The sequence below is a fragment of the Pauljensenia sp. C0254C2 genome, assembly GCF_056583835.1.
In genome coordinates this window covers 24,835-47,324 of the sequence record NZ_JBWPJO010000015.1, presented here as the reverse complement: position 1 = coordinate 47,324, position 22,490 = coordinate 24,835, and the positions used below count along the sequence as shown (strand labels likewise).

The 22,490-nt window shown below is 58.3% G+C and carries 19 protein-coding genes, 2 tRNA genes and 2 pseudogenes; 10 read left to right on the top strand and 13 right to left on the bottom strand.

The annotated features are described in order from the left end of the window. Positions 1-129: 129 nt before the first annotated feature. Positions 130-205 (bottom strand) — tRNA-Lys (locus tag AC1DA5_RS09575). 348 nt (positions 206-553) lie between these two features. Here AC1DA5_RS09575 and AC1DA5_RS09570 point away from each other — a divergent pair. The 6 genes from AC1DA5_RS09570 (at position 554) to AC1DA5_RS09545 (ending at position 8,326) form a co-directional block, all read left to right on the top strand. After that, positions 554-679, top strand: coding sequence for a potassium-transporting ATPase subunit F (locus AC1DA5_RS09570; protein ID WP_082628504.1), 126 nt, complete (start codon positions 554-556; stop codon positions 677-679). Between the two features lie 2 nt (positions 680-681). Beyond that, the gene (gene kdpA, locus AC1DA5_RS09565; protein WP_058236519.1) at positions 682-2,316 is read left to right on the top strand and encodes a potassium-transporting ATPase subunit KdpA; all 1,635 of its coding nucleotides are present in this window, start codon (positions 682-684) and stop codon (positions 2,314-2,316) included. After that, entirely contained in the window at positions 2,316-4,403 is a 2,088-nt protein-coding gene (gene kdpB / locus AC1DA5_RS09560) for a potassium-transporting ATPase subunit KdpB (RefSeq protein ID WP_058236518.1), read from the top strand. Before kdpA ends, kdpB begins: the two co-directional genes overlap by 1 nt. 92 nt (positions 4,404-4,495) lie before the next feature. Then, entirely contained in the window at positions 4,496-5,083 is a 588-nt protein-coding gene (locus AC1DA5_RS09555; RefSeq protein ID WP_058236517.1) for a potassium-transporting ATPase subunit C, read from the top strand. 1 nt (position 5,084) lies between these two features. Continuing rightward, entirely contained in the window at positions 5,085-7,649 is a 2,565-nt protein-coding gene (locus AC1DA5_RS09550; RefSeq protein WP_058236516.1) for a DUF4118 domain-containing protein, read from the top strand. Further along, positions 7,646-8,326, top strand: coding sequence for a response regulator (locus AC1DA5_RS09545; RefSeq protein ID WP_058236515.1), 681 nt, complete (start codon positions 7,646-7,648; stop codon positions 8,324-8,326). The genes AC1DA5_RS09550 and AC1DA5_RS09545 overlap by 4 nt, the downstream gene beginning before the upstream one ends. Before the next feature lie 229 nt (positions 8,327-8,555). Here the strand turns inward: AC1DA5_RS09545 and AC1DA5_RS09540 are convergent, their stop codons facing one another. Both AC1DA5_RS09540 and AC1DA5_RS09535 read right to left on the bottom strand, forming a co-directional pair. Then, positions 8,556-8,882, bottom strand: a complete 327-nt coding sequence (locus AC1DA5_RS09540) for a hypothetical protein (protein WP_157886346.1) — start codon at positions 8,880-8,882, stop codon at positions 8,556-8,558. Then, the gene (locus AC1DA5_RS09535) at positions 8,879-9,367 is read right to left on the bottom strand and encodes a hypothetical protein (protein WP_480290045.1); all 489 of its coding nucleotides are present in this window, start codon (positions 9,365-9,367) and stop codon (positions 8,879-8,881) included. The genes AC1DA5_RS09540 and AC1DA5_RS09535 overlap by 4 nt, the downstream gene beginning before the upstream one ends. Here AC1DA5_RS09535 and AC1DA5_RS09530 point away from each other — a divergent pair. Continuing rightward, positions 9,276-9,479: pseudogene (locus AC1DA5_RS09530) on the top strand (IS3 family transposase); the annotation flags it as partial. The gene AC1DA5_RS09535 and the pseudogene AC1DA5_RS09530 sit on opposite strands and share 92 nt — an antisense overlap. On the opposite strand, the gene AC1DA5_RS09525 reads toward AC1DA5_RS09530, so the two are convergent. Continuing rightward, complete coding sequence (locus tag AC1DA5_RS09525; protein WP_058236513.1) at positions 9,448-9,909, bottom strand: transposase; 462 nt, start codon at positions 9,907-9,909, stop codon at positions 9,448-9,450. The pseudogene AC1DA5_RS09530 and the gene AC1DA5_RS09525 overlap by 32 nt on opposite strands. Before the next feature lie 33 nt (positions 9,910-9,942). Continuing rightward, a pseudogene (locus AC1DA5_RS09520) lies at positions 9,943-10,044 on the bottom strand (transposase-like zinc-binding domain-containing protein); the annotation flags it as partial. A 103-nt stretch (positions 10,045-10,147) separates the two neighbouring features. Here AC1DA5_RS09520 and AC1DA5_RS09515 point away from each other — a divergent pair. Together AC1DA5_RS09515 and AC1DA5_RS09510 are read left to right on the top strand one after the other, a co-directional pair. After that, positions 10,148-10,510 (top strand): hypothetical protein, encoded by a 363-nt coding sequence (locus tag AC1DA5_RS09515; protein ID WP_141757283.1) that lies wholly within the window; start codon positions 10,148-10,150, stop codon positions 10,508-10,510. 17 nt (positions 10,511-10,527) lie between these two features. Further along, positions 10,528-11,565 carry a YhgE/Pip family protein gene (locus tag AC1DA5_RS09510; protein ID WP_058236511.1) on the top strand — a complete coding sequence of 346 codons (1,038 nt, stop codon included), beginning with the start codon at positions 10,528-10,530 and terminating at the stop codon, positions 11,563-11,565. Positions 11,566-11,775: 210 nt separating this feature from the next. On the opposite strand, the gene AC1DA5_RS09505 is transcribed toward AC1DA5_RS09510, so the two are convergent. The 3 genes from AC1DA5_RS09505 to AC1DA5_RS09495 all read right to left on the bottom strand — a co-directional run bounded on the left by AC1DA5_RS09505 (position 11,776) and on the right by AC1DA5_RS09495 (position 17,528). Continuing rightward, positions 11,776-14,127: a YhgE/Pip domain-containing protein gene (locus AC1DA5_RS09505; RefSeq protein WP_058236510.1), complete on the bottom strand. Its 2,352-nt coding sequence runs from the start codon at positions 14,125-14,127 to the stop codon at positions 11,776-11,778. After that, the gene (locus AC1DA5_RS09500; protein ID WP_058236509.1) at positions 14,124-16,796 is read right to left on the bottom strand and encodes a YhgE/Pip domain-containing protein; all 2,673 of its coding nucleotides are present in this window, start codon (positions 16,794-16,796) and stop codon (positions 14,124-14,126) included. The genes AC1DA5_RS09505 and AC1DA5_RS09500 overlap by 4 nt, the downstream gene beginning before the upstream one ends. A 135-nt stretch (positions 16,797-16,931) precedes the next feature. After that, positions 16,932-17,528: a DUF6363 domain-containing protein gene (locus AC1DA5_RS09495; protein WP_257525448.1), complete on the bottom strand. Its 597-nt coding sequence runs from the start codon at positions 17,526-17,528 to the stop codon at positions 16,932-16,934. 19 nt (positions 17,529-17,547) lie between these two features. Between AC1DA5_RS09495 and AC1DA5_RS09490 the strand changes: the two genes are divergently transcribed. Beyond that, positions 17,548-19,011 carry a recombinase family protein gene (locus AC1DA5_RS09490; protein WP_257525447.1) on the top strand — a complete coding sequence of 488 codons (1,464 nt, stop codon included), beginning with the start codon at positions 17,548-17,550 and terminating at the stop codon, positions 19,009-19,011. A gap of 158 nt (positions 19,012-19,169) precedes the next feature. Here AC1DA5_RS09490 and AC1DA5_RS09485 read toward each other — a convergent pair. The 5 genes from AC1DA5_RS09485 to AC1DA5_RS09465 all read right to left on the bottom strand — a co-directional run bounded on the left by AC1DA5_RS09485 (position 19,170) and on the right by AC1DA5_RS09465 (position 22,490). Further along, positions 19,170-19,245, bottom strand: a tRNA-Ala gene (locus AC1DA5_RS09485). Positions 19,246-19,324: 79 nt separating this feature from the next. Then, positions 19,325-20,029, bottom strand: a complete 705-nt coding sequence (locus AC1DA5_RS09480; RefSeq protein WP_058236508.1) for a histidine phosphatase family protein — start codon at positions 20,027-20,029, stop codon at positions 19,325-19,327. A 26-nt stretch (positions 20,030-20,055) separates the two neighbouring features. Then, positions 20,056-20,442, bottom strand: a complete 387-nt coding sequence (rsfS, locus tag AC1DA5_RS09475; RefSeq protein ID WP_058236874.1) for a ribosome silencing factor — start codon at positions 20,440-20,442, stop codon at positions 20,056-20,058. A 51-nt stretch (positions 20,443-20,493) separates the two neighbouring features. Further along, positions 20,494-21,126, bottom strand: coding sequence for a nicotinate-nucleotide adenylyltransferase (nadD, locus tag AC1DA5_RS09470; RefSeq protein ID WP_227469192.1), 633 nt, complete (start codon positions 21,124-21,126; stop codon positions 20,494-20,496). Positions 21,127-21,209: 83 nt separating this feature from the next. After that, on the bottom strand, positions 21,210-22,490 hold the full coding sequence (locus AC1DA5_RS09465; RefSeq protein ID WP_058236506.1) for a glutamate-5-semialdehyde dehydrogenase: 1,281 nt from the start codon (positions 22,488-22,490) through the stop codon (positions 21,210-21,212).

Below are 22,490 nucleotides of genomic sequence, written 5' to 3'. Positions count from 1 at the left end.
GCAGGCAACGACACCATCACCATCGACCGCACCACCGGAGAAATCATCGCCGAACACACCATCGACCCCACACACAAAAAGACCGGGACACCGCCAACAAACTGTCAACAATGTCCCGACACATCACAGTGGTAGGCCCAGGGGGAATCGAACCCCCAACCCACAGATTAAAAGTCCGATGCTCTGCCAACTGAGCTAAAGGCCCCTGTTACTCCAACTACAGCAGCATAGCGGCCCCACGCCCCGCCTCCAAGTTCACGGGGCACACCTCACGCACGCGCGCGGCGAGAAACAGGCAAAAAATGTGACCCCTGACCAGGCGGTGTCAAGAATGTGTCAGGAAAAATCGGCACCGCGTCAAGAACGCGTCAGTTTTCATTCGGGCCCGGGCGACCTCGACGTTCAATAGCAGTGCCGCTCAACCGAGCGACTTCGCACGCCGGGTACCCCGGTTGCGGATCCGCCACGCCGGAGGGTTTCCGGCAGCATCATTCAGGAGCCATACCGTGCTCGACATTGTGTTTGTCGTATTGACGACCGTATTCTTCGGAGGATGCCTGGGCCTCGCATCGGCGGTGAGCCTGCTGTGACCATCCTCGATATCGCCTGGCTGCTCATCTGCGCAGCCGCAATCGTGTACGTGACCTATGCACTCATTCGACCGGAAAGGTTCGGGTAGTCATGGCGTTCATTCAAATCCTCGTTCTCATCGCGGCACTCGTCGCGGTGCATCGACCGCTCGGCGCGTACATGGCGCGCACCTTTACCTCTGAGCGCCACCTGTGGCCGGAGCGGCTCGTGTACCGCTTCGCGGGGATCCGAACAGACCGAGAGCACTCGTGGCGAATTTACCTTCGCAACATTCTCGCCGTCTCCCTCCTGAGTGTGCTCGGCCTCTACATCCTGCAGCGCGTTCAGCAGTGGCTGCCCATGGCGCACGGCCTCGGCCCCGTCGAAGAGACGCAGGCGTGGAACACGGCAACCTCGTTCGTGACCAACACGAACTGGCAGTCGTACGGCGGTGAAACGACGATGTCCCATCTCACGCAGATGCTGGGCATGTCGTTCCAGAACTTCATTTCGGCCGCCGTCGGAATCTGCGTGGCTATCGTGATCATCCGCGGTATTGCCCGCCACGGCACGGATAAGCTCGGTAACTTCTGGGTTGACCTCGTGCGCTGTAACTTCCGCATCCTTTTGCCGATCGCGTTCATCGGCGCGATCCTTCTGATCGCCGGCGGCGCCATCCAGAACTTCAACGCCGCCCAGCACGTGCACACCCTCACCGGTGGAACACAGATCATTCCCGGCGGGCCCGTCGCGAGCCAGGAAGCGATCAAGGAGCTCGGCACGAACGGTGGCGGTTTCTTCAACGCGAACTCCGCGCACCCGTTCGAGAATCCGAACGGCCTCACAAATCTCATCGAGATCTTCCTGATCCTGCTTATCCCGTTCGCCCTCCCCCGCACCTACGGAATCATGGTGGGCGACAAGCGTCAGGGCTGGGCTGTTCTCGGCGCGATGGCTGTTCTCGCGATCGGTTCGCTCGCCGCCACGACCTCCCTCCAGCTTCACTTCGCGGGCGATCATCTCGCCGCGATGGAGGGCAAGGAGGCGCGCTTCGGGATCGTCGGTTCGAGCCTGTTTGCGACCGCGACGACGCTCACCTCAACGGGCGCCGTGGACTCGATGCACTCCTCCTACGAGCCGATTTCCGGCGGCGTGTTGATCTTCAACATGCTTCTCGGTGAAATCGCGCCGGGCGGCGTCGGTTCCGGCCTGTACGGGATGCTCGTCATCGCGATCATGAGCGTGTTCATCAGCGGGCTCATGGTGGGCCGCACGCCGGTCTACATGGGTAAACGCATCGGCCCGACCGAGGTCAAGCTTTTGAGCCTGTACATCCTCGTCGTGCCCGTGCTCGTGCTCGTGGGATCGGCAGTCGCCATCGCCCTGCCGTCGACGGCGGCGTCGCTCGCCAACGGCGGCCCCCACGGCTTCAGCGAGGTGCTTTACGCGTTCACGTCGGCGTCCAACAACAATGGTTCCGCCTTCGCGGGCCTCAATGCGAACACGCCGTTCTTCAACGTGGCGCTGGGCCTCGCCATGCTGCTTGGCCGCTTCCTGCCGATGCTGTTCGTGGTGGCGCTCGCGGGCAAGCTCGCCTCCAAGAAGGTTGTCGCGACCAACCGCGGCACCCTGCGCACTCACACACCTCTCTTTGCAGGCGTCATGACCGGCATCGCGCTCATCGTGACCGGCCTGTCCTTCCTTCCGACGCTCGCTCTTGGACCACTTGCTGAAGGACTCATGTAATGACTCAGGTACAGGTGACCGACCGCGTTTCTTCGCAGCCTCACGAGGAGAAGACCGCGAATTCCGGATCAGGCTTCACGCCGCGCGCTCTTGCCAAGGCGCTCCCACAGGCGCTGCGCAAGTTGCACCCCGCGCACATGGTGCGCACGCCCGTCATGTTTATCGTCGAGATGGGCGCGCTCATCACGATCATCGTGGGCTTTTTCAAGCCGAGCGTGTTCGTGTTCTCGCTCGCGATCTGGCTGTTCCTCACGGTCGTGTTCGCGAACCTCGCCGAGGCTGTGGCTGAGGGTCGAGGTAAGGCGCAGGCCGATGCGCTCCGTTCCGCGAAGACAGCGGCCGTGGGCCGCGTGCGCCGCGAGGATGGAAGCATCGAGGAGGTTCGCGCCGCGGGTCTTCGCCCCGGTGACATCGTCGTGGTGTGTGCGGGCGAGACGATCCCGGGCGATGGCGACGTCGTCAAGGGTGCCGCGACGGTCGATGAGTCTGCGATTACGGGCGAATCTGCTCCCGTGATCCGCGAAAGCGGCGGCGACCGTTCGGCGGTCACGGGCGGCACGCGCGTCCTTTCGGACGAGATCGAGGTGCGCATAACCTCGGAGCCGGGCAACACGTTCGTGGACCGCATGATCGACCTCGTCGAGGGCGCGCAGCGGCAGAAGACCCCGAACGAGATCGCTCTTTCGGCGTTCCTTTCGGTGCTCACGCTCATCTTCTTGTTCGTCGTCGCAACGCTCGTTCCCATGGCCGATTACGCGGGCGCGAAGCAACCGATCGAGGTTCTCATCGCCCTGCTCGTGTGTCTTATCCCCACGACGATCGGCGCGCTCCTTTCGGCGATCGGTATCGCCGGCATGGATAGGCTCATGCGCCGCAACATCATGGCGACGTCGGGCCGTGCGGTCGAGGCCGCTGGCGACGTGACAACTCTGCTGTTGGACAAGACCGGCACGATCACGGTGGGTGATCGCCAGGCGAGCGCGTTCATTCCCGCCCAGGGCGTGAGCGAGGACGAGATTGCCTACGGCGCGCTATTGTCCTCTCTCGCGGACGAGACCCCCGAGGGTCGTTCGATCGTGGAGTTCGCGACGACGACCATGGGCGTTGGCCCGATTCCCGAAAGCGAGTATCGAAACGCTGAGTTCATCCCGTTCAGCGCGGAAACGCGCATGAGCGGCGTGCAGCGCACTCCCGAGCACTGCATCGTCAAGGGCGCGGCTTCCGAGATCCTCAAGTGGGTCACCGCGAAGCGCGGAACCGTCACGGAGGATGTCAACGAAACTGTGCGGGAGATTTCTTCCGACGGTGGCACGGCCCTCGTCGTGGCCGAAGAGAAGGCCGGGGCCCGCCGCGTGCTCGGCAGCCTGCACCTCAAGGATGTCATCAAGGAAGGCATGACGGAGCGCTTCGCGCACCTTCGCAAGATGGGCATTCGCACCGTCATGATTACGGGCGACAACGAGCTGACGGCGCGTGCGATCGCGAAAGAGGCCGGCGTTGACGACTATCTCGCGGGTGCAAAGCCCGAGGATAAGCTCGCGCTGATCCGCAGTGAGCAGCGCGGCGGCAACATGGTCGCGATGACGGGTGACGGCACGAATGACGCTCCGGCGCTTGCGCAGGCCGACGTCGGCGTGGCCATGAATACGGGCACGCAGGCCGCGAAGGAAGCGAGCAACATGGTCGATCTCGATTCGGATCCGACCAAGCTCATCGAGATTGTCGAGATCGGCAAGCAGCTTCTCATCACGCGCGGTGCTCTCACGACGTTCTCGATCGCGAACGACGTCGCGAAGTATTTCGCGATCGTTCCCGCGATGTTCGTGAGCGTGTTCCCCGGCCTCGATCTGCTCAACGTCATGCGCCTGAGTTCACCCGAGTCGGCGATCCTCTCGGCCGTGATCTTCAACGCGCTCATCATCGTTGCGCTCATTCCTCTCGCGCTCAAGGGCGTGAAGTATCGGCCGGGTTCTGCAAACCAGCTCCTCGGCCGCAACCTGCTCATCTATGGCCTGGGCGGATTCATCGTTCCTTTCATCGGGATCAAGCTCATCGACCTCGTCGTGAGCATCATTCCCGGGCTCTAACCATGAGGGCCGAGCCGCGAGGGCGCCGCTTCTCGTGACCTCTCCGGCTCGGCCCCACCACCACTGTCGTTTTTCTCTCGATTGGAAAACTCATGAACTCGACACTCTCGGGCATCGTCTCCGCCATGTGGCGCTCCACGCGCGTCCTTCTTGCCCTTCTCGTTGTGCTTGGCCTGTTTTATCCGGCGGCCGTATGGGTCGCCGGCCGGGCGTTCGCTCACAATGCCGACGGTTCCATGATGAGCCTCGATGGCCGCACCGTCGGGTCGTCCCTGATCGCTCAGGACACGTCGAAGGATCCCGCCCTGTTCCACCCCCGGATGTCGGCGGGCAACTACGACGGTTTGGCTTCGGGCGGCTCGAACTTGAGCCCTGTCGGTGAGGAGATCACCGCGCAGATCGCTGAGCAGCGCGCCCTTATCGCCCGCGAGAACGGCGTTGATGAGGCCGTTGTCCCCGCGGATGCGGTGACCGCGAGTAGTTCCGGTCTCGACCCGCACATCAGCCCGGAGTATGCTCGTATCCAGATCGAACGAGTGGCGAAGAACTCGGGGCTTTCGCGGTCAGCTGTTGAACAGCTCGTCAAGAAGCACACCCAGGGGCGAACCCTCGGCTTTGCAGGTGAAGAGGTCGTCAACGTCAATGACCTGAACCTCGACCTGCTTGCGGCGAAGGACTGACATGAACACGGTGCGCGGTGTACTCAAGGTGTATCTGGGGGCTGCCCCCGGCGTAGGTAAGACCTGCGCGATGCTCGAGGAGGCCCACGACCGCCTGAAGGGCGGGGAGGACGTCGTCGTGGGCGTCGTTGAAACCCACGGGCGTTCGGGGACCGCCGCGAGGCTTGAGGGGCTGCCGGTGATTCCGCCTCGGCGGGTGAGCTATCGCGGCTCGACGTATGACGAGCTTGATGTTCCGGCGATTATCGAGCGTAAGCCCGACGTCGTTCTCGTGGACGAGCTCGCTCATACCGTGCACGGCGAGGATACGACGGCGAAGCGCTGGCAGGATGTGCACCGTTTGCTCGATGCGGGCATCAACGTCATCTCAACCGTGAACATTCAGCACCTCGAGTCCCTCAACGACGTGGTCACGAACATTACGGGCCACGTGCAAAACGAGACGATTCCCGATCCGGTCCTGCGCGAAGCGGAGGAGGTCGAGCTGATCGACCTGAGCCCCGATGCGCTGCGCGTGCGGCTGCGGCAGGGGCAGGTGTACGGGCCCGCGACCGTGGATGCGGCGCTCAGCAAGTTTTTCCGCAAGGGGAACCTCACGGCGCTTCGCGAGCTCGCGCTTTTGTGGCTCGCCGATCAGGTCGACGATGGTCTCGAGAAGTACCGCAGCGAGGAAGGCATCAAGGAGCCGTGGGCGGCGCGCGAGAGGATCCTCGTGGCCGTGGGCGGCGGCCAGAAGACTGCCGCCCTCATTCGCCGTGGCCGCCGCATCGCCGGGCGGATCGCCGGCCGCGAGCTCCTCGTCGTTCACGTCCTCGCGGCGGATGGCCCGCCGCGCATGTCGCCCGAGCAGATGAGCGAAGCGCGTTCCCTCACCGAATCTCTCGGCGGCTCGTGGCACGTGCTTTCGGGCGATGACGTCCCGCGCACGCTCCTCGATTTCGCCACGACCGTGAACGCGAGCCAGCTCGTTGTGGGAGCTTCGCGTCAGGGCTTCGCGCAGCGGCTGCTCATGCGGTCCACGAGCGCCACGATTATCGACGGTGCCGGCGACATCGACGTGCACATCGTCGCCGTAGACCCGCCCGCCACGCACTGGTCGGCTCCTGCGCCGTCCACGAGCCTCTCCCCCGCGCGGCTCGCGACAGGCTGGGTACTCGCGACCATTCTCACGATCGTCGTCACCCTCGCGAACCTCGCGCTCGGCGATCCCACGGCGCACCTGCCCACGGCGATTATGAGCTTCGTGCTCGCGTCCGTCGTCGTCGCCCTCGTGGGTGGCCTGTGGCCGGCTCTCGCGACGGCCATCGGCGGCGCGCTATTGCTCAACTGGTTTTTCACCGCGCCCACGCACACGCTGTCCATCACGGAACCGAAGAACATCTTCCTGCTCATCGTGTTCGTGCTCGTCGCGGTCCTCGTCGCCCAGGTCGTCGACGGCGCTGTGAGCCGCCAGCGCGAGTCCCAGGAGGCGCGCCGGCACGCGCAGCTCATGACGGAGCTTGCCCGCTCCGTGATCCGCGACGGGATCGGCATTCAGGAGATCCTCGAGCAGATCGCCACAACGTTCGGCCAGGATGGCGTCGCCCTCGCCACCGTCGAGGGCACGACGCTCGTGCCCGACTACGAAGTGGGCATCCGGATCGAATCGGTCACGCTCGCCGACGAAGCCTTTTCGCTCGACGACCAGCACGTTCTCGCCCTCGTTGGCCGCCCGCTCACGTCGAGTGAGCAGCAGCTCCTCGAAGCCTATTCGGGCCGGCTCGTGAGCCTCATGACCCAGGAGCAGCTCAACCGGACCCGCACGCAGGCCCGGCAGCTCGAGGCCGCGAACTCCGTGCGTACGGCGCTTTTGACGGCCGTCTCGCACGACTTGCGCACCCCGCTCGCGACGATTAAAACGGCCGTCTCCGGTCTCCTCCTCGACGACGTTGATCTTCCCCGCGACGCACAGGTGGAGCTTCTGCGCACGATCGAATCGTCCTCGGACAGGCTGGATCGGATCGTCGCGGACCTCCTGGATATGTCGCGCATCCACACGAATAAGCTCAAGGTTAAGGCAGTCACCATCGGACCCGCCGAACTGGTTGCCCAAACCCTCCGCCACATGGACCCCTCCCTCGTGCCGCCTTCGCTCGACGAGCGCGTCCCGCGCGAACTGCCGGCAATCACGACGGATGCGGCGCTCATGGAACGCGTGCTCGAGAACCTCATCAGCAACGCCGCCAAACACACCGACTCGGGGGTCACGATCGACGCGACACAGGATGGCGAGCGTATCCTCATTCGCGTGATCGATTACGGACCCGGCCTCACCGAGGAGAGCAAGGTGCGCCTGTTCACGCCCTTCACGCGCTTCGGTGACACGACGAACAGCCACGGGCTTGGCCTCGGCGCCGCGGTTGCGCGCGGGCTCGCGGAAGGCGTGGGCGGCACGCTCACCGCCGACGATACTCCAGGAGGTGGGCTCACAATGGTGTTGTCACTGCCGCTCACGATCACCCCAGCCACCACCGACAGTGTGCCCACCCCCGCACACGAGACCACCACCGTTGGGAGCGCGTCATGATTCTCATCGTCGAGGACGATCCGGCACTGGCCAGGGCCATGACCGTTAACCTCACGGCCCGCAAATACCAGGTGCTCACGGCAACGACCGGGGAGGAGGCGCTCGTCATGGCCGCCGACAACCCGATCGAGGCCGTCCTCCTCGACCTCGGCCTGCCGCACATGAGCGGCCTCGACGTCATCGACGGGATCCGCGGCTGGTCAGACGTCCCGATCATCGTCGTGACCGCCCGCCACGAAACCTACACGAAGATCGAGGCGCTCGATCGCGGCGCCGACGACTACGTGACCAAGCCCTTCGCGCTCGGGGAGCTCCTTGCGCGTTTGCGCGCCAACCTCAGGCGGCGAACGTCGGGCTCCCCCTCCCCCGTCGTGACCACCACCGACGGTCGCCTCACGATCGACCTCGCCGCAAAAACCGCGACCGTCAACGGCACGCCCGTGCGCCTAACCCCGCACGAGTGGGGCATCGTGAGCTACCTCGTGAACCACCCCAATCAGCTCGTGCGCAAGGACGAACTGCTCGAGAACGTGTGGGGCCCCGAATACACGAACGGGGCCGGCTACGTGCGCGTCTACATGTCGCAGATCCGCCAGAAACTCGAGGAGGATTCCTCCGCCCCGCGCTACTTCCTCACCGAGCCGGGCCTCGGCCACCGCTTCGTGCTTGGCAGCTAGCGTCAACGCGGTGAGTAGCTCGCGACCAGTCGCGCACACATCGCGCTATAAAGCGTTGCTCACAGGCTGGCTCCGAGTCTTGAGGTCTTCCCACGAATCGGAATCAGCAATGTCATCTTCATACGCGATGAGATAGCCCCATCGCTGGCCTTCGAAGGCATCCTCGGCGACCAATCGACGGACGAGCGATTCCGCAGCCTTGCGCTTTTGCTTGCACAACCGCGTCTTCTCATCCCTTCTCGGATTTACCCTCGATGATCCAGTGGACACCATCGGTGTCAAGGGCAACGAAGTCCGGGAAGTAGCGATCCTTCGGGTTGTAGTAGACGAATGCACCTGCGTGTGGGTGCAGGCGATGCCACCACACAATGCTTGAGGAGGTGTTCAGGAGCTTCGCCAACACGTACTTTCCGCTGTAAGAGTCGAATGATTCAGACTCCATTAGGGACTTGAACCAGCCACCATAGGTGCGGCGCACCACGAAATCGGCGCGGCCCTCAACCTGATCGTGGATCGTTTCTCCGATCGGCAGGCTGTGGTCCTCGATCCGCATCACCTTTGGATAGACCTTAGGCACCTCACGAGTAGACCGCAGAACCTGGTGCACGTACCCCTGAATGAGCTGTTGAAGTTGATTTTGTGCCGAGTCCAAGGTATCTGCCCTGCCGGTGACTGGACGCGGTAGGTGGCGGCGTTGACCGTCAGTGTCATCGCCCCGGTGCCTTTGATCGTGATGATCGGTACCGCGTCGAGCAGTCCGGGGTTGGTGACCTGCCCAGAGGCGGTGAGCGTGTGGGCGATCAGCTCGGAATCGAGGTAGCTAAACGGCTCGCACACCTGGTGTGCCTCGAAGAATCCCCACGACGACATGTCCGTGCGCAGCGGGCTGATGGAGGGGGACTTGACCTTGTGTAACGCACCGGGCTGGTTGGACAGGTGAATGGTTACCGCTGCGATGGAATCTTTCTTCGCTCTTGTACAAAAGAACGTTCTTGATCGTGGCTCTTGGAACAGGCGCCGTGAATTATCTGCCGCGATCACTCACTGGATTGAACGGACATATCACAGGAAAAGACGGCAACGAGCACTGGGTAAATTGACACCAATCGAATACGAAACAATCATGGAATCAGCCGCATCCCTTGCGGCCTAAAAATCAGAAGGAAAACTGTCAACCAAACCCTCAGCAGACCCAAAAGACAGCGTTGGATGTGACTTTCAGGCCAGGTCAAACGTAGTGCTTTGATGATGCCTGCCCCGCCATCGGTTACCACTACCGTCGGGGCTGGTAGCCGGTTCATTAATGCTTGGTAGGCGGCAGAGTTTTCCCGTTGGCACCACTGCCAAGCGATAATCTTTTCCCCGTTGGTAGCGGTGATTAGACACCAGCCGTAGGCAAGATAGATTCCATCAAGTAGCACCTGATCGTAGACCTCGCCAGTGACCGATGGCTTGGGCACCTCGACTTGCCAACACCAGGCGCATTTAGTGGCAAAAGAGGTTTTAGCTACCCCGAGTTGGCTAACCGAATAGCCTTCTAGCAGCCATTTTATAAACAGGTCTGCTTGGGCTCTAGCGCTCATATCAGGACGTGATTTAACTGCCGAGGACCCGCAGGCCAGGCAACGCCACCTAGTTCGCCTAGAGCTAGTCTTACCGTTCTTTACAAGCCTTTGTCCGCATACACCACAAACCGGTCGATTACAAGCACTCTTCACACAATATGCTCTCAAAGCATATTCAAACCGTCATAACCCTTGATCAAACCCCAAAAAAATAACGAATTTATACACACAATTCAGGTATTAACCCGGAAATGACTTGGTGGATCTTTTAGCCCCACTTTCGCAAGCCGACATCGATACCGCCAAAATCAACCAATTGTTGAACGAACTTAAACAAGCAGCGGACAAATGCGCCCAGGTGCCCCCGGCGGCACTTCCGTCATTCCCCCAGTGCCAGTTGCTTACTGAACTAGCGAACAAACAGGGCATCACCCTGCAGCAGCTGTCCGAAAATATCACCAAGGGTCAAGGCCTGCTGACGATCGCGGACAAACTTTCCCAGGCTGATCCACAAGAAATGAAGGCGAAGCTGAACGCAGCAGATCAAGGAGTTAAGGAACTTAGCCGGCAAACCGCCCTTACCCCACAGGCTCGACCGGAAAGCAAAAACCGACTCTAAGAGATGGCACTTATGCCTTGGCGAACGGATTAGACCAGGCGCAACGGGGGGTTCAGAAACTTTCTGCCGGAGCCTCTACCCTAGATAAAAATTCCGGACAGTTACGCACGGGGGCTAATGCTCTCAGCGGCGGCCTTGATTCGCTTTCCCAGGGTGCGGGCAAAGCCTCCGAGGGTGGAAAACAGTTAGCGGGAGGAATCGACAAGTTAACCACCGGTGCTTCCAGCCTAGAAGATGGACTACGTGATGGCGCTGAGCAGGTTCCCACTGTAGATAAGGGACAGGCGAAAAAAGTTTCGAAGGCCGCTAGTGGGGTCGCGGACGTGCAATCGGTACGCCAAAATCCGGTTCACGATAACGGTGCCGGATTCGCCCCCTTCTTCATGGCGCTATGTTTGTGGATCGGCGGGATTGCTATCTTCTTGATTTTCCCCGCCCTGGCTTTGCGGCGTCACCCCGAAGAGAGCTTCTGGAGATGTGGTTTCCGGTCTATGGCTATCGGGGCGCTCTTTGGCGCTCTGCAAGCAGTTACTGTAGTAACTGGGCTGCAACTGTTCCTAAAGCTAGATGCCCAAAACTTCGGGGCCTTAGTCTTGATAGCGGTACTGGCTTCTATCGGATACGTGGCAGTGAACCAGGCTTGCGTAGCCGCCCTCGGATATCGAGGACGCGCCCTTTCGGTAATCCTGCTCTGCCTGCAAATCACCTCTACCGGAGCTACCTTCCCGGTAGAAACCGCCCCTAGGTTCTTCCAGTTCCTCAGCCCGCTGCTCCCCATGACCCATGTGGCGCGCACTATTCGCGCGGCGATTGCGGGCGGAGAACTGCACTTAGGTAAGGCGCTAGTGGTATTGGCAATCTGGACGCTACTGTCCTGGGTGGCAACTCTTATTTCAGCGGCACGCCGCAAAGGTCAGCGCCCCATGCCCTATGATCCGGCACTGACTTTTAAGAAGGTTCCTTCGGTGTCTTCGCCCTTGGGGGCAAACTCTGCCAATAACGTTGAGGACTTTGACCAAAGCACCCGCCAAGCCAAAGAAAACCTGCCTAGCTGATTGTGCCGGGGAGCGTAGGTATTAAGCGGGACAAAAGATCGGTTCCTGTAAAACTTGCCCACCCCACCATTATGCACGGGAATAAGTTTTATCCGAGTCGGCTAGGCGGGCGTTAAATCCGAAAAAGACGCTGTCTTTTTCGGATTTTGGGCAGGAGGAAAAACTTATTCCCGTGCTGGACGGAGTGGGAGGTGCCCGGTGTGCGCCTGGCTACATGACTTTCGTTTTTTCGACCTCTTTGGCAATATCGTGGATCCGCCCGGCAATCGTATGCCGTAATACCAGACCGAGCACTAAGTTCGGAATCACAAACACCAGGATCATCTCCAGGTTATAGGCAAAATCCCCTGCATAAATCCCGGCGATAGCTGAACGCATCAAATTAATCGCATAGGTGGCGGGCAGCCAGGGACTGATGTTTTGGAACCATTGCGGCAATAGTTCCAACGGATAAGCTCCACCAGCGGCAGAAATCTGTAGCACCAGTAACAACACTGCTAAGGCTTTACCCGCATTAGCCAGTGCCATCACCAGCGTATAAACGATAACGGTAAAGACGGTGGAAATAACCCAGCCTGCCAAAATCAGCAGGAAGGGATGGGCTGGTTCAATCTCCACAAACACAATCAGCCCGACCATCAGCAATGTGGATTGTGCCATCCCAATTACCCAGAACATAAAGTAACGCCCCAGATACTCTTGCGCCCCGGTAAATATAGACTTTTTTTCTGCGGCTTTCGCGGCTGTTTTCGCATCGGGAGTAGGTGCGGTTTCACTTGCCTTCGTTTCCGCCCCTTCCGACCGGGACAATTCCTCTGCATTCGCATCCGCACCGGCGACTGCATCAGGATCTTTCCGGACTCCCCTGCTGGCCAGATAGCGTTTAGCCACATTCTCAGAAACATCAGTGCGCAGGAAAACCCCCGCCAGGAGCGCCCCCACCCATAGAGCGATAACGGTGAAAAGCGGAGTCATCCCCACCCCAAAGGTGGCGACTGGGAACACCGCATTGCGTTTTACCGCTATCGGGGACGAAATTAGTCGGGCAAAATCTTTGGGGTCAGCTCCTAACGTGGTGACGATTTTTTTCAAGTCCCCTTGCGACTGGGCAGACGAAATCTGTTCCCGAGCCTGATCCAAGCGGCGGGCTCCCTCACGCATCTTTGTCGCGGTATTGTCCAGGCTATTTTGAGCCCGACGCATACTCGCTATCATCCCGCCCGCACTTTCCGACAGATCGGTTTGCACCGCCTGCAGATAGGAGCGGAAAATCTTCACATTTTTCCCGGCAGAATCCAGGTTCTTACGCAGGCTCTCAATTCTTGGCTGTAAGTTTTTCTCAAAATTGGATCGAGCGGTGGCAATAGCCTGTTGCGCGTCTGCTATGGCTTGGCGGGCTTTCTCTCTCAGGTCAGAATCGAGGGTTACTCCCCTGCGTAGGTCAGATGCAATACTGCCCAGTCGCTCGGACAAGGTTTGTTGGCGAGCTATCGCCGCGTCCAGCTCGGACAGCAATCGGTCAACGGCTGGATCCTTCCCTTCTAAATCCGCCCCGTCCGGTCCCAGTGCCTGCTCGAGTGCGTCCCGTGTTTGTTGGAAGCCAGCGATTTGTTTATCCAACAAAGTTTTCAGCTGTTCGACTGTGTCCGCACTGCTCTGGCTGGTGCTATTGGCCGAATTCAGCAACTCGTCTAACTGCTTTTGCAGATCGGAGATATTGCCTTCTGCCAGTCTCACAGCATCGTCGAGCCTAGAGGATACGGATGCGAGGGGATTGGTTGTTCCGCCGGCACCTTTTTTCCCGGAATCAAATGTGGAGTCAACAGCCTCCTCAAAGGAATCCTGCACCCCTGCAGCCAGCTGTTTTGCTCCGGTGGCGAGTGGCACCGCCGAACCTATCAAGGTAGACAGAGAACTAACGGTGTTCGCCCCGGAATTCAGTTCTGCAGAGAGGGTTTGGAGGTGGTTGCTCAGCCGATCCAGAGCTGCCTGAGTATCAGCATGCTCTAAATAAGAGGACACGTCCTCAGCGATAGCCACGGTGGCTTCTGCCAAGGTTTGCGAAAATACCGTGTTGATCTGCGCGGTGACTCCCTGGGCGCCTTGCGTGGTGAGATTGGCTGAGAGCGGGTTCTTCTTTTCATTGGTGTACAGCGTGATATTTGCCGGGGCTGCTCCGCCGGCATAGAAGGTAAACATGGACTTTGAAAAATCCGCCGGTAACACAATTGTCGCGTAATATTCCCCCGAGCGCGCACCCTCCAAAGCCTGATCTTTACTGGTTATTACCCAATCAAACTGGTCGTTTACTGCCAGTTCCTTAAGTACCGTGTTTCCCACATTTACTTTGACGTTCAGTATTTTGCTGGTGTAACCGTCGTCGGTGTTAGCCACAGCAATCTTCAGCTGTCCCGAATTTGAGAAGGGATCCCAAGTAGCCAACACGTTGAACCAGGTGAAGAACATGGGCACGACAATCAACAGGACCAGGGAAATCCGAACCATAATGCTGCTGCGAATCTGACGGAAATCGTCTCGGATGATGAAAAGTACTTCGTTCATCGCGTCTCCTCGCTGGTTGCGGAGGCATCGGATTCGCCAGCCGACTGCTCAGAACTATCATCCGCAGCGTCTACCCGCACAGACGCGCTAATGAGGCGACGTTTACTGCGACTGCGGTAATGTTCGCTGCTCAGGTTCTCCGACCGATTTGCGGTTTTGATAGCATTCGCGTCTCGCTGGCGGGCTAGACTCTCGAAAAGTTCATCTTCCGTCAGATGCGACAGTCCCTCGGCTCGTTCGATTGAGCTCTTTAGTACAACTACGCCAACCAGAGTCCCCATGATGGCCACTCCCCAAACCGCTACTAATCCCAGGAGCACGGGTTTACTGGCGGAGGTGAGCCAGGAAGTCATCCCGAGCACAACCAGTACCAAAATCCCCACGCTACTCAGTCCCTTAATCAAAGCGGGATAGCGGGCATTGAACTCTTCTTGACGTCGCCGGATACGGGTGGAAAATTCTTTTCGGTTCGCCAGCAGCGCAATGATGTTACTCAAGCGGTAACCCCGACTTTGTAGCTGAACGTCTTCATTCACGACCAGTTCAGTGCGAGCCAAATCATCGTAGAACAGCTGGGTGAAGTAACCGAAACGACGCCTCCCCACAAACCCTAGAAGGAACATGGTGACGCTCATGAGCAATAGAACCGCCATAACATGCCAGAATCGCCCGTGATAGAACCCGCCGATAGTCTCTCGGATCGCGTTGATGCCGTAAGAAAACGGGAGCATCGGGGAAAGCTGGCGGAAGAATCTGGGCATGAGCTCGATCGGATAAATGCCCGAGGCACCGGGAATCTGCAACACCACCAGCAAGATTGCCAGGGCTCGTCCCACGTGACTGAACGCGGCTGCTAAAGCATAGATAATTGCCAAATAACACGGGCCGATCAGCATAGAGGTAGCAATGAAAGCGGGAGCGTTGGCGGCTTTCACTCCCAGCAGCAAACTGCCTACGCTGACAATTAACCCCTGCCCTATGGACAGCACCCCGGAGAGCATGAAGCGCCCCAGATAAGCCGAGCGCAAACTCAACCAGTCAAAGCCTTCTTTATCGACTTCTACCCGGAAAATTATGACCAGGATGAGCGCACCAATCCACAGGGACAGATTGAGGAACATAGCCGCCATTCCCGAACCATATGAGTTGATGGGAAAGAGGGGCTTCTGGTCGAATTTTACTGGTGAGGTTAAGTAGCGTCCGATATTGGTCGGATCGAGCCCAATGACTGTTTTCAAAGTTCCCGTCCGAAGCGCGGTAGCCAGAGTCGCCACATCGTTTTGCGCCCCGCTAGCCGTATTGGACAGCAGGTTCAGGTCGTCCTGCACCTGATCAAGCACCTTTTGGGTGTCCCCAATCTGGTCATCGATTCCGCGGGTAAGCGTAGAAATTTCTTTAAGGGAAATCCGCGCGGTACTCACCGCGGAGTTGATGGCTCCCAGCTGCGCCGACAGCTGCGTTACCTGGGAGTTTAACTGAGATGCGGTTCGAGTGGACTCTTCCCGCAGACCAGTGGCGCCGTGTTGCGCGTCCGTCAGAGCCTGATTAAAGGATTTCATCAGTGCCTGCAAATCCTTGCTAGCCTTGGTGGCATCCGCCCCGGTTTTCCCGACCTTGTCGAGCAAATCCTGCATCTCGTTCAGCTGAGATTTCAACTCTGCAGCGAGCTCTTGTGTCTGCGGGAATCTTTCTAAAATCGCAATCTGCTCACGCATTTTCTCTATCGAGGTATTCGCTCTTTTAATTCCGGATTGCAGCTGCGAGTCTATTTCGGTAAGTTTATTTGTCGCATTGGAGACCGCCGAATCCGCCGCCGCCGAGGATTCATTGAGTGCTTTTTGGGCGTTAATACTGGCTTGTCCCGCCTGAGCAGCAAACTCGGAAGCATCAGAGACGACCGTCCCTAAAATTCCTTGCGCATCACTTAAAGCCGCGGAAACATCAGCCAATGCCGGGTCAGCTGCAGCCAGCGTAGCCCGGACTTTTTTCATAGTCTGTAAGGAACCCGTCACAGACGCACTGGCGGAATCCAAGGTGTCTTGCGCATCGACCAGATCCCGGTTAATACCGCTCAAGGCATCTAAAGCACTGCCCTCAGCACCAGCAATATTTGCGTCGATCTCTAGGGCACCGTCGCGCAAAGCTTGCGCAATGGCCTCGCCTACCTTGCCCCGGAAAGTTGAGGTGATTTGAATATCGAGTTCATTTGCTCCCGCACCGGTAATTTTGGGGGCAATGGCGCCTTTCTTTTCATTCACGTTGTATTCGATGGTCGGCTGATGGAGCTGGCCGCTGAAAATATCAACTAAATCTTTACTAAAGGTCTTAGGGATGACAAAAGTCGCATAAACTTCCCCGGTTCTGATTTTGTGATTGGCTGTGGCTTGATCAGTAAACTGCCAGCCCAGCTGCTTATTCTCTGACAATTTGTCGACTACCAGGTTGCCAACATTTAGCTGACCAGTTAGTGCGGATTCCGTTCCCACATCGTTGTTCACTACCGCTATGGGTAGGTTTTCCGTCGCGTTGTAGGGGTTCCAAAAGGCCAAAATATTCAGCCAAGTGTACAGGGCTGGGGTGACCAAGATACCGATGACCATAATCAGGGATCGCGGAACCGCAAAAATCCGCTTTACGTCGCGAGCAAACACCCGGCAGCTATCTTTCACCCTGCCATAATAGCCTTGTGTTCAGATTCTGCAATTTCGCTCTATATCCCATTCAAAATCCCACGCGGAGGAATCCTAGTTTGCGAAAGTTTTACGCGTTCATCGCGGGATTTAGGTCAGGCAGACCCGCTCTAATTACATCCCTAAGAACTCTTTGACCTTTGGGAGTTCCCCTCGCATCTGTTCGTATCCGGCGGCGAAGCTTTCTTCCAGTTTCTCGGGATTATCTTCAAAATTCGCCACCCCCATATGCTGCGGATAAAACACATAAGCCTTTCCCTCGGACTCCAAACGGTCTAGTTCGGCTCGGGTTCGGTTGTAATTTATAGGGCGTTCAATAAGACTCTGAGCTGCCTGCGGGTACCGCTCTAGCAAGCAGCGGTACGCCAAATCAGGTAGGCGATTTTCTTTCACGTATTCCCGCGGTCGGGTCAATAGAACCAGGAACTTTTCGTAACCATCTGCCTGCGCCACGTCCAAAGGAATTCCGCCAGAGCGTCCTATTGCTCCGTCCATGCACGCCTCACCTGCAATATAAGTGACTGGTGTAGCTATAGGCATGGATCCCGAAGCCTTGCATACGTGGGTTAGTTTTTGCTCCGAATCCACCTGAATCTGTGAAAAATATATTTCTTCTCCGCGCTGCGCGTTATATACACCTATCCGCCATTCGGCTGGATTTGCTACGAAACGCGCATAGTCCAGCTCGAGCATCCCCCCAGGCTCGGTCATGTCGTAGTAAATGTGGTAAGTGTCGAAAATCCCCCTACCTTTTAGCGCGCAGGTGGATTATTACGAGCACTACATCAAAAATCACGACGGCTGGCAATACGTCGACATCTACACCGATGAAGGAATCTCTGGCACTTCCACGAAACACCGCGAGGGATTCAACCGCATGATCGCCGACGCCTTAGCTGGTCGCATCGACATGATCGTCACCAAGTCCGTGAGCTGTTTCGCCCGTAATACCGTCGATTCTTTGACAACCGTGAGGAAATTGAAGGATAAGGGTGTGGAGGTGTTTTTCGAGAAAGAAAACATCTGGACACTCGACTCCAAAGGCGAACTACTCATCACCATCATGTCGAGCCTTGCCCAAGAAGAATCCAGATCTATCTCCGAGAACGTCACGTGGGGTCACAGGAAGCGTTTCCAAGACGGTAAAGTTTATATGCCCTACGGTAACTTCCTCGGATACAATCGCGGCCCAGACGGCAAGCCCGTAATCAACCCTGAGCAAGCCCAAATCGTGCGCCGCATCTACCGCCAATACCTCGAAGGCATGAGCATCCCCCAAATAGCGACATCATTGGAAGCGGATGGGATTCCCACACCGATGCGGCGGGCAAAATGGAGCCACACCACCATCCACTCCATCCTCACCAACGAGAAATACAAAGGCGATGCACTCTTGCAAAAGCGTTTCACCGTAGATTTCCTCACCAAGCAGCGCAAAACCAACGAAGGTGAAGTCCCACAATATTACGTGACCGGATCTCGCCCAGCCATCATCGATCCTGAAACCTGGGAACTCGTGCGCTACGAGCTAGCAAAAAACACGAACCAAGGCCGGCGCGAGCGTGCCTTCACCGGTATGGTCTACTGCGCTCACTGCGGCGCAGCCTACGGCAGTAAGACCTGGCATTCCACTGATAAATATCGGACTATCGTCTGGCAATGCAACCAGAAATTCGCAGTTCCTCACCCAAAGAAAATGCCCGTACTACGCGATAGTCAGTTGCAGACAATCTTCCAAACAACACTCGCCAAGCTCATCAAAAGCCAGCAACTCATCGACTGGGACTACCTGATTACCACCACATCAGACACCACCGCTTTAGAAGAACAAGCCTTACAGCAAGCAAGTGAAATCGAGGTAACTACCAGGCTCATCAACCAAGCCATCACCCGCAACGCTCATCACTCCCAAAATCAAGACGACTACCAAGAGCGCTTCACCCAGCTCAAAGCCCGCCAACGTGAAGCCATTACCGCCTACGAAACAACTCAGGTAGAAATTGAGCGCCGCCACGGTATCAAAGCCAAACTCACCAGGTTTAAGAAAACCATCCAAAACGCCACCCTCAGCCAAGACTTTGATCGAGCAACCCTGCGTGCTCTTTGCCAGCACATCCAGATCACACCATCGGGCAAGGCGAGCGTAATCTTTGCTGACGGCACCAAAATAAAAATCCCAGCAGACAGCTATTAGAGCCACGCAAAACAAAAGGGCTGACCACCACTCAGGTAGTCAGCCCTATTTTTATGCCCGCGAGCAGGACTTTTAGATTTTGCGCGCGTTTTCAAATTTTGCGCGCACCTTTGCGCAAAACTCTAGTTTTGCGCAATTGTATCAATTCAGTGTGCTCGTGGTGGAGCTAAGGGGATTCGAACCCCTGACCTCTTCCATGCCATGGAAGCGCGCTACCAACTGCGCCATAGCCCCAAATGGGTGTCACCAAAGGCGACCTGTTCACTATAGCGAATCAGGACGCCATCGCACAATTCACACGATGTGCAGGTGATCACGCCCCGATTGCCTGCTCGCTCCACCCCACATTGTGCGCAGCCAGCTGCCAGCCACCGTGCTTGCGATCGGGAACAAGCTCCGACCAGTGGCAATTATCCAAGCCCCGCAAACCGCGGAAAGTGCCCGCATCCAGACCGAGCAGCGTTGTCAAGCCTCGGGAGATCGCCGACCCGTGCGCCACGACAATCAGCACGTCACCCTCGTCCATGCCCTGCGACACGTCGGCAACGCCTGCAGCAAAACGCTCCCCCACCTCGCCGGACGGCTCGATACCCGCACCCGCAGACTCACCGGTAGCGGACCACTGGTCGAAAAACACCGGCATTAAAGAACGGATCTGCTCAATCGTCGCACCCTCAAAACGTCCATACGAGCGCTCGATGAAGCGCTTATCAGCATGAACACCGTCAACCGTCGTCCCGCGCTGACGCAGCGCCGCCGCGACGATCTGGGCAGTTTCAGCCGCCCGCCCCAACGGTGAGCTGGCCACCACCACACGTGCGACGGAATAGGTGGCGGCAGCCGAAATTCCCACACCGGCAGGCGCACTGGTCACGCGCTGAGCAAGCACACCGGCTGCACGCCTGGCCTGCTCGCGACCATACTCATTCAACGGCACATCGGACATGCCCTGGAAACGCCGAGCCACATTGTGGTCGGTCTGTCCGTGACGCATACACACGATACGGGCAGGTGACATGGCACAGTTCCTTGAATCCGACGCCCTTACGCGCCGAGCGCTTCCAGGTCCCGGTCCGCGTCAAGCTCAGTAATCGGCTGGTCAGCCCACAAGGACTCCAATGCGTAATACTCGCGGTCCTCATCGGTCAGGACGTGGATCACAACATCCGCGTAGTCAATCAGAACCCAGCGCCCCTCGGTACGCCCCTCAATGCGCTCGGGGTGAAGACCCAGCCGAGCTGCCAGCTCATCCATGATGTTCTCTGCAATGGCACTGACCTGGCGCGCAGATGAAGCCGAACAGATCATAAAGGCTTCGGACAGCGGCATACGTGCGCGCACGTCAATCATTTTCATGTCGGAGGCAAGTTTGTCAGACGCGGCCTGAGCCGCAACGGCGATAAGTTGGCTTGTGTGACTGCTGACTGTCACAAACACTCCCTACTGTTGGTGAACTCCCCTGACACCTCCAGTGTGCCACGACTACTGCTCGTATGGGTCATCAATCCCAGTTTGTGGCGCAGATGTATCCCGATACAGCCCATACTTCGCGATGTACTGCACCACGCCGTCAGGCACCAGGTACCACACAGGTTTGCCCTGGTTCACGCGATTACGGCAGTCAGTCGACGAGATCGCCATAGCGGGCACCTCAAGCAGGCGAATATTCGAATGCGGCGTCAACGGCTTCTTCAGCTCATGTCCAGGTCGCGTCACGCCGACGAACTGCGCCATCTCAAAGAGCTTGTCGGAATCCCGCCACTCAGCAATACGTTCGAGGGCGTCCGCACCGGTGATGAAGTAATAATCCGCATCTGGATCCTGGTTCTTCAGATCAGTGAGGGTATCGATTGTGTACGTGATCTTTCCACGATCAATGTCCACGCGGGACACTCCGAAACGCGGGTTCGAAGCTGTAGCGATCACCGTCATCAGATAGCGATGCTCAGCCGGAGTGACGCGCCGCCCCTTCTTGAAGGGCTGAACGGCGGTCGGCACGAAGATCACCTCATCGAGGTCGAATTCGCTCATCACTTCAGAAGCTGCCACGAGGTGGCCGTGGTGAATTGGGTCGAATGTTCCGCCCATGATACCTACGCGTCGTCGCTGTGTCACAAAGATCCCCTTTAAGTAAATCCCAGACCGGTGAGTTCACACTAGCCCAAGCCTCGGCTGCGCAGACGCATTCCGGTCACATGTCATGAACGGATATGCCCATCACCCTCGATAATCCACATCGTGCTGGTCAGCTCCTCCAGGCCCATCGGGCCGCGGGCGTGAAGTTTCTGCGTGGAGATCCCGATCTCAGCGCCCAGTCCCAGCTGGCCGCCATCAGTGAAACGAGTCGACGCGTTCACGGCGATCGCCGCAGCATCCACCTCGCGGCTAAAACGGTTCGCCGCAGCCAGCGAACGCGTGCAGATGGCCTCAGTATGTCCGGTCGAATACGTTCTGATGTGCTCGATCGCCTGATCCAGATCATCCACCACGCGCACGGCCAGATCCATCGACAAGTACTCGCGCGCCCAGTCCTCCTCTGTTGCTTCCTCCAGCATCGCCGAGTCAATCGATGGGTCGGATGCGTACTGCAGCGTCTGTGCATCGCCGTGGATGCGCACGCCCGCAGTCGTCAGGCGCAACAAGGCACTGGCCAGGAACTTTTCAGCGACCGCGCGGTGCACCAGCAATGTTTCGGCCGCATTGCACACACCCACGCGCTGAGCCTTCGAGTTGAGGATGATTTTCTCCGCCTGAGCCAGATCGGCATCTTCATGGACGTAGACATGGCAATTGCCCGTGCCCGTCTCAATGACGGGGACGCGTGCCTCTTCCACCACGGTGCGAATCAGTCCGGCACCACCACGCGGGATCAGTACATCAATTCCTCCGCGCGCATGCATCAAGGCGCGTGCACCGGCTCTGCCCCACTGGTCAACGCTCTGGACCGTATCTGGCGGCAGATCCACCGACGTCAACGCATCACGCATGACCTCGATAATGACCTTGTTCGACGCCTCAGCCGCGCTGCCACCGCGCAGCACAATCGCGTTGCCTGATTTGAGCGCCAGGCTGGCGGCGTCGATCGTGACATTTGGGCGAGCTTCATAGATCATGCCGACCACGCCCATCGGGACTCGTACCTGGCGGATCCGCAACCCTGTCTCCGTCATTGCGCCGCGCACAATCGTTCCCACCGGGTCAGCCAGTGATGCCACCTCGCGCACCGCCTCCGCAATGCCGGCCAGACGCTGCGCATTCAATGCAAGACGGTCGACCAACCCCTCATCCATGCCTTCGGCCTGAGCTCTGGCGACGTCCTCAGCGTTAGCCTGGAGGATCTCATCACTGCGATCCTCGATTGCTGCAGCCACCGCTCCCAAGGCGCGATTCTTCTGCTGCGTCGTCACGGTGGACAAGATGCGCGAGGCGCTCCTGGCTGCTTCCAGTACCTGCGAAATGTCAGCTAAACGTTCAGTCAT

Coding starts and splice junctions, on each gene's coding strand:
- AC1DA5_RS09495 (WP_257525448.1), bottom strand. CDS start 17,528: ATGACCGAGCCTGGGGGGATGCTCGAGCTGGACTATGCGCGTTTCGTA.
- AC1DA5_RS09545 (WP_058236515.1), top strand. CDS start 7,646: ATGATTCTCATCGTCGAGGACGATCCGGCACTGGCCAGGGCCATGACC.
- AC1DA5_RS09550 (WP_058236516.1), top strand. CDS start 5,085: ATGAACACGGTGCGCGGTGTACTCAAGGTGTATCTGGGGGCTGCCCCC.
- AC1DA5_RS09525 (WP_058236513.1), bottom strand. CDS start 9,909: ATGAGCGCTAGAGCCCAAGCAGACCTGTTTATAAAATGGCTGCTAGAA.
- AC1DA5_RS09480 (WP_058236508.1), bottom strand. CDS start 20,029: ATGTCACCTGCCCGTATCGTGTGTATGCGTCACGGACAGACCGACCAC.
- AC1DA5_RS09555 (WP_058236517.1), top strand. CDS start 4,496: ATGAACTCGACACTCTCGGGCATCGTCTCCGCCATGTGGCGCTCCACG.
- AC1DA5_RS09570 (WP_082628504.1), top strand. CDS start 554: ATGCCTGGGCCTCGCATCGGCGGTGAGCCTGCTGTGACCATCCTCGAT.
- kdpB (WP_058236518.1), top strand. CDS start 2,316: ATGACTCAGGTACAGGTGACCGACCGCGTTTCTTCGCAGCCTCACGAG.
- AC1DA5_RS09465 (WP_058236506.1), bottom strand. CDS start 22,490: ATGACTGAACGTTTAGCTGACATTTCGCAGGTACTGGAAGCAGCCAGG.
- AC1DA5_RS09505 (WP_058236510.1), bottom strand. CDS start 14,127: ATGAACGAAGTACTTTTCATCATCCGAGACGATTTCCGTCAGATTCGC.
- kdpA (WP_058236519.1), top strand. CDS start 682: ATGGCGTTCATTCAAATCCTCGTTCTCATCGCGGCACTCGTCGCGGTG.